The sequence below is a fragment of the Limnohabitans sp. genome, from assembly GCF_031538885.1.
GTDB lineage: Bacteria > Pseudomonadota > Gammaproteobacteria > Burkholderiales > Burkholderiaceae_C > Limnohabitans.
The window spans coordinates 1-5,494 of record NZ_JAVKLW010000075.1; the positions used below are offsets into that span (position 1 = coordinate 1).

At 56.1% G+C, this 5,494-nt stretch carries 4 protein-coding genes; 3 read left to right on the top strand and 1 reads right to left on the bottom strand.

Annotation, left to right across the window (positions count from 1 at the left end; translation table 11 throughout):
* From ettA to RMS03_RS06015, 3 genes are all read left to right on the top strand, one after another.
* Positions 1-1,396 (top strand): energy-dependent translational throttle protein EttA (gene ettA, locus RMS03_RS06005; RefSeq protein ID WP_310626188.1); only part of this gene is annotated, 1,396 nt, incomplete at its 5' end.
* A 147-nt stretch (positions 1,397-1,543) separates the two neighbouring features.
* A complete protein-coding gene (locus RMS03_RS06010; RefSeq protein ID WP_310626189.1) occupies positions 1,544-3,118 on the top strand; it encodes an alkaline phosphatase in 1,575 nt (524 codons plus the stop codon).
* A gap of 2 nt (positions 3,119-3,120) precedes the next feature.
* Positions 3,121-3,876: a hypothetical protein gene (locus RMS03_RS06015; RefSeq protein ID WP_310626190.1), complete on the top strand. Its 756-nt coding sequence runs from the start codon at positions 3,121-3,123 to the stop codon at positions 3,874-3,876.
* Positions 3,877-3,889: 13 nt separating this feature from the next.
* Here the strand turns inward: RMS03_RS06015 and chrA are convergent, their stop codons facing one another.
* Complete coding sequence (gene chrA, locus RMS03_RS06020; protein WP_310626191.1) at positions 3,890-5,212, bottom strand: chromate efflux transporter; 1,323 nt, start codon at positions 5,210-5,212, stop codon at positions 3,890-3,892.
* Between the last annotated feature and the right edge of the window lie 282 nt (positions 5,213-5,494).

Here is a 5,494-nt window from a genome sequence, read left to right on the forward strand (position 1 = left end):
GAGTGGCATGGGCGAAGTCAAAGAGGCCCAAGCACGCCTCGAAGAGGTGTATGCCGCCTACGCAGAAGAAGATGCCGATTTCGATGCCTTGGCTGCTGAACAAGCCCAACTCGAAGCCATCATCGCAGCCTCTGGCGCAGGCGACGGTTCGGACCACTTGCTCGAAATCGCCGCCGATGCCCTGCGCCTACCCGCATGGGACGCCATCATTGGCAAGCTCTCTGGGGGTGAGAAACGCCGCGTGGCCTTGTGCCGTTTGTTGCTCTCCAAGCCAGACATGTTGCTGCTTGACGAACCCACCAACCACTTGGATGCCGAATCGGTGGACTGGTTGGAACAGTTCTTGGCCCGCTTCTCAGGCACTGTGGTGGCCATTACCCATGATCGCTACTTCTTGGATAACGCGGCAGAGTGGATTTTGGAACTCGACCGTGGCCACGGCATTCCCTACAAGGGCAACTACTCCAATTGGTTGGAGCAAAAAGAAGCCCGTTTGGCCACTGAGCAACGCACCGAAGATGCACGCTCCAAGGCCATGAAGAAGGAATTGGAATGGGCGCGTCAAAACCCCAAAGGCCGACAAGCTAAGAGCAAGGCCCGTTTGGCCCGCTTTGAAGAGTTGTCCGATCACGAATACCAAAAGCGCAACGAAACACAGGAAATCTTCATTCCCGTGGCAGAACGTTTGGGCCACGAAGTGTTTGAGTTCAAAAACGTCAGCAAGTCGTTTGGTGACCGTGTGTTGATCGACAACCTGAGTTTCCAAGTACCAGCGGGTGCCATCGTGGGCATCATCGGCCCTAACGGTGCGGGTAAGTCGACCTTGTTCAAGTTGATTGCTGGTAAAGAGCAGCCCGACAGCGGTGAGGTCAAGATTGGCCAAACCGTCAAGATGGCGTTTGTGGACCAGACGCGCGACGACCTGAACGATGACAAAACGGTGTGGGAAGACATCTCAGGTGGTTTGGACATCATGAACGTGGGCAAGTTCCAAATGCCAAGCCGTGCCTATTGCGGTCGTTTTAACTTCAACGGTGGCGACCAGCAAAAGAAAGTCGGCATGTTGTCAGGCGGTGAGCGTGGTCGCTTGCACTTGGCCAAGACTTTGATCGAAGGCGGCAACGTGTTGCTGCTGGACGAGCCCTCGAACGACTTGGACGTGGAAACCCTACGCGCTTTGGAAGATGCACTTTTAGAGTTTGCGGGCTCCGTGATGGTGATCAGCCACGACCGTTGGTTCCTCGACCGCATTGCCACGCACATCTTGGCCGCCGAGGGCGATAGCCAATGGGTGTTCTTTGATGGCAATTACCAAGAGTACGAAGCCGACAAGAAGAAACGTCTCGGCGAAGAAGGCGCTAAACCTAAGCGCGTACGCTTCAAAGCACTGAAGTAAATTTCAACTGACACTTATCTCGGCCCCGATTTGAATTTGATTTTGCGCACTAGCAGGTTTCAAGTCATACATTTGTCACGACGATTCAGCGCAATAGGATATCTGCGCTAGATTTTGATGAACTTCTATTTTGTAAGGATGCTTCCCATGAATCGCTCTGTCTTGACTGTCGTTGCACTGGCTGTTGGCCTGTTTGCCCATGGGTTCGTCCAAGCTCAAGCTGTCCCTGTGGTGCAAGGCCCAGAGGCGGTGTCAGATTGGTTCCATGCCGGCCAATCATTCATTGCCCAAGGCAAAGCCCTGCAAGACAACCACCGTCGAGCCAAAAACGTGGTTTTGTTTGTGGGGGATGGCATGGGCATCAGCACCATCACAGCCGCCCGCATCCTAGAAGGCCAACTCAAAAACAAACCTGGCGAAGAAAACCGCTTGTCCTTTGACCGCTTTCCCTACACCGCGTTTTCCAAAACGTATTCGTGGGATCAGCAAACCCCTGACTCCGCCCCCACCATCACCGCTATTGCCACTGGCTACAAAGCGCGTGAGGGCATGTTGTCGGTCAACCACACCACGGCACGCGGTGAGTGCAATGCGGCAGTGATTGAATCTAAAAAAGTGCGCAGCGTGTTAGCGCATGCCGCAGAGATGGGCAAGTCCACCGGCATCGTGTCGACCGCGCGCATCACCCACGCGACCCCCGCTGCCATGTATGCCCACACCGCCATGCGTGATTGGGAAGCCGATTCCAACCTGCCCAAGACCGACATCAACACAGGCGCAGCATGCCAAGGCGCAGACACCGCAGTGAAAGACATTGCGCGTCAACTGATTGAGGTGTCGCCTCAAGTGCGCCAAAGTTTGAAGGTGGCCATGGGAGGCGGGCGCACCTACTTCATGCCCACCTCGGCTGTGGATCCTGAATACGCCAAAGACAAAGGACGTCGCCTCGATGGCCGCGATTTGACGCAAGAGTGGGTCACCTCACGCAGCCTCTATGGTCGTGCGAGCTATGCTTGGAACAAGGCGCAGTTCGATGCGTTTGACCCCGCCAGCAACAGCTATTTACTGGGCTTGTTTGAGCCCTCGCATGTGCAATACGAGGCCAACCGTGCCAATGACCCCGCAGGTGAACCCTCGCTGACCGAGATGACCGACAAAGCGCTGCGTGTGTTGATGAAAGACCCCAAGGGCTTTTTCTTGCACGTCGAAGGGGGGCGCATTGACCATGCGCACCATGCAGGCAATGCCCATCGTGCCTTGGTTGACACGATTGAGTTTGCCAACGCCGTTCAACGCACCGTGGATGTCCTCAAAGCCGCAGGCACGCTGGAAGACACCCTCATCATCGTCACGGCAGACCACAGCCACACCTTCACCATTGCCGGCTATCCCAGCCGAGGTAACAACATCTTGGGCTTGGTGCGCGAGGTGCCAGCCAAAGACGGCGCCGCTTTGAAGAACAGCGTGGATGCCAATGGCCGTCCCTACACGACCTTGGGCTACGCCAACGGCCCAGGTGTGCGTGCCGGTAGTCGCCCTGACTTGACGAATGTAGACACCACCGATGTGAACTTTTTGCAAGAAGCCCTCGTTCCTCTCGCCTCTGAAACCCATGCGGGTGAAGACGTGGCGATTTATGCGCGCGGCCCCAAAGCGTATTTGGTACGTGGCTCAATGGAACAAAACTGGATCTTCCATGTGATGATGGAAGCGATGAAATAAACATGGCCACAACTTGTGCAGGCCGCTGCTGGCTTTCAATCGTTGCGGTGGGCCTGCTCGCCACGGTGGCGCATGCGCACGACATACCTGACCCCGCTGCTGCGTTGCTGCGCAGTCAGCAAGAACCGACACGCGTGGCGGCGCGCTATGTGGTGACGGTAGAACGTGCGTCAAAGGGGCAACCGTCCAACACACAACAACACACGTGGTACTTTTACAGGGATGCCAATCAAGTGGCCTTGCTCAAAGGCAATGTAGACGAGGTGTGGTACCGCGATGCCCAGCAACGCATCAGCTTTGAGCGTGTGTTTCACGACGATGCGCGTGTCGTCGACTACAGCACAGGCGAGCTGGCGACTTTGCATGTGAACGTGGACTGGGCTGCCTTGTCTCGTTTGGTGGATCCAGCCGAGTTGGCACAACTCAAGCGGGTGTCAAAGCAAGGCCGAGGCTTGGATACCCAATGGCATTTGCGTGGCTGGGTGGGCAAGCAGCGCTTGGACGTGAATTGGTTGCCTGCGCTTAACTTGCCCAAACGTGTGACGCGCCACGTGCCAGGCGTCTCCACCGTGCGTCTAGAGCTGGTGGCAACCGCGCAAGGCCCTCGGCCCCATTGGCCTGTGGTGGGCGAAAAGGCTGTCCATTATTTGCACTTGGATTCTGCCGATTTCGGGGACATGGATGACGAGCCCGTGGTGCGAAAGTCTGAGGCTTTGGACGCGCGCTTAGGTTGGCGCGCTTCCCACGCGCATGATTGACAACGCACACCAGTCACAAAGGAATCAGTTGGGCGCTCAAACCCACCAAGGCGCACAGGGCGATGACCTCCATCACCGGCCGTTTGAAATGAAACAAGGCCACCGTTGCACCGATGGCAATGAGGCTTGAGCGCACATCCAAGGAACCCGTAAAACCTTCGGGCCACAACAGGTGATACGCAAAGAACAAGGCGAGGTTCAGCACCACGCCCACCACTGCGGCCGTGATGGCGGTGAGCGGTGCTGTGAATGTGAGGTTGCGGTGCGTGCTCTCAACCAAGGGACCACCGGCCAAGATGAAGATGAACGACGGCAAAAACGTAAACCACGTCACCAAACACGCGGCCAACGCACCAGCTGCAAATAGACTTTCGGGCCCAAGCAGCGCTTTCACATAGCCTCCCACAAAAGCTACAAACGCCACCACCATGATGAGTGGGCCGGGCGTGGTTTCGCCCAAGGCCAAACCGTCCATCATCTGCGTGGGCGTGACCCAGCCAAACTGGCTGACCGCGCCTTGATACACATAGGGCAGCACGGCATAGGCACCACCAAACGTGAGCAACGCTGCTTTGGTGAAGAACCAAGCCATTTGCGTGAAATCATGTGTCCAACCAAACACCGCGCACAACACGCCCATGGGCACGACCCACAGCACAGCGCCTGCAACCAGCACCTGCGCCAAACCTACAAAACTGAAATGCGCATGGGCGGGTGTCGGTGTGTGGTCGTCAATCAACGCGGGGCCATACGATGCGTGAGCTGCACCATGCCCACCGCCTGTTTGAAAGGTGCTCGGTGACATGCGCCCACCCACATACCCCGCGCCAGCAGCTAGCCCGACGATAAGAGGGAAGGGCACATCGAGTGCAAAGATGGCCACGAATGAGGCTGCGGCAATCGCCCACAACACCCGATTCTTCAATGCGCGTGAGCCAATGCGATGCGCCGCTTGCATCACGATGGCGGTGACGGCGGGCTTGATACCAAAAAACAGCGCAGCTACCCAAGGCACCTCACCAAACGCAATCGACACCCACGACAGCACGATCAGGATGAGCAGCGATGGCAGCACAAACAAGGCCCCCGCCACCACACCGCCCCAGCGCTTGTGCATCAACCAACCGATGTAGGTCACCAACTGTTGCGCCTCTGGCCCCGGCAACACCATGCAGTAATTCAGCGCATGCAAAAAGCGTCGCTCAGACAACCATCGACGATGCTCCACCAGTTCTTGGTGCAGGATGGCAATTTGTCCGGCGGGCCCACCAAAGCTGATGAAACCGAGCTTGAGCCAAAACCAAAAGGCTTGAAAAAAACTAACGGGTGAAGGCATTGTGTTTTGCATAAATATTTCTGATGAATATCTTGGTACCCATCAAAATGTCCAAGGGCATTCCCGATTTGGAACCAGTACCTTGGAGAAACCAGTGCAAGGAAGATGACAGGAAATAATTTTCCTGAACTCTATTTGTTTTATTTGGCGGATTCAAGGACGAAGTGCAACAAAGATGAACTGGTTATAGGTGGCTGAGGATGCGAGAGCATCATGGCCGCTTTAACCGCCAAGTCGAAGTTGCCCAATGTACAAGCACCTCAGCCGAGAAGAACGATACCA